Here is a 1,008-nt window from a genome sequence, read left to right as displayed (position 1 = left end):
GGCCATGGCGAAACTGGTGAACAACGGGCAGGAGCAAACACCAGGGCTCAAAGAGGCCGTGGTCGCACTGTTACCCCACGTGAACGCACAGAAATACCAATTTAATGCCCAGAGTATCGCCAACTTGTTGTGGGCCATGGCGAAACTGGTGAACAACGGGCAGGAGCAGACACCAGGGTTTAAAGAGGCCGTGGCCGCGCTGTTACCCCACGTGAACGCACAGAAATACCAATTTAATGCCCAGGGTATCGCCAACTTGCTGTGGGCCATGGCGAAACTGGTGGACAACGGGCAGGAGCAGACACCAGGGTTCAAAGAGGCCGTGGCCGCGCTGTTACCCCACGTGAACGCACAGAAATACCAATTTAATGCCCAGAGTATCGCCAACTTGCTGTGGGCCATGGCGAAACTGGTGAACAACGGGCAGGAGCAGACACCAGGGCTCAAAGAGGCCGTGGTCGCACTGTTACCCCACGTGAACGCACAGAAATACCAATTTAATGCCCAGAGTATCGCCAACTTGTTGTGGGCCATGGCGAAACTGGTGAACAACGGGCAGGAGCAGACACCAGGGTTTAAAGAGGCCGTGGCCGCGCTGTTACCCCACGTGAACGCACAGAAATACCAATTTAATGCCCAGGGTATCGCCAACTTGCTGTGGGCCATGGCGAAACTGGTGGACAACGGGCAGGAGCAGACACCAGGGTTCAAAGAGGCCGTGGCCGCGCTGTTACCCCACGTGAACGCACAGAAATACCAATTTAATGCCCAGAGTATCGCCAACTTGCTGTGGGCCATGGCGAAACTGGTGAACAACGGGCAGGAGCAGACACCAGGGTTCAAAGAGGCCGTGGCCGCGCTGTTACCCTACGTGAAAGTAAAGAAAGGCCAATTTATTCCTCAGCATATCGCCAACCTGCTGTGGGCCATGGCGAAACTGGTGGACAACGGGCAGGAGCAGATACCAGAACTCAACGAGGCTGTGGCCGCGCTATTGCCCCACGTGAA

At 56.0% G+C, this 1,008-nt stretch carries 1 protein-coding gene; it reads left to right on the top strand.

Annotated elements, in window-relative coordinates:
• Positions 1-1,008: DUF1601 domain-containing protein (locus tag J7439_RS25580; RefSeq protein WP_209204878.1), on the top strand; the 1,008-nt coding region annotated here is incomplete at both ends.

It is taken from the genome of Salinisphaera sp. G21_0 (assembly GCF_017744115.1).
In the GTDB taxonomy this organism is placed as follows: domain Bacteria; phylum Pseudomonadota; class Gammaproteobacteria; order Pseudomonadales; family Endozoicomonadaceae; genus Endozoicomonas.
The sequence above is the reverse complement of the archived record's forward strand: the minus strand, read 5'-3'. Positions and strand labels throughout refer to the sequence as shown.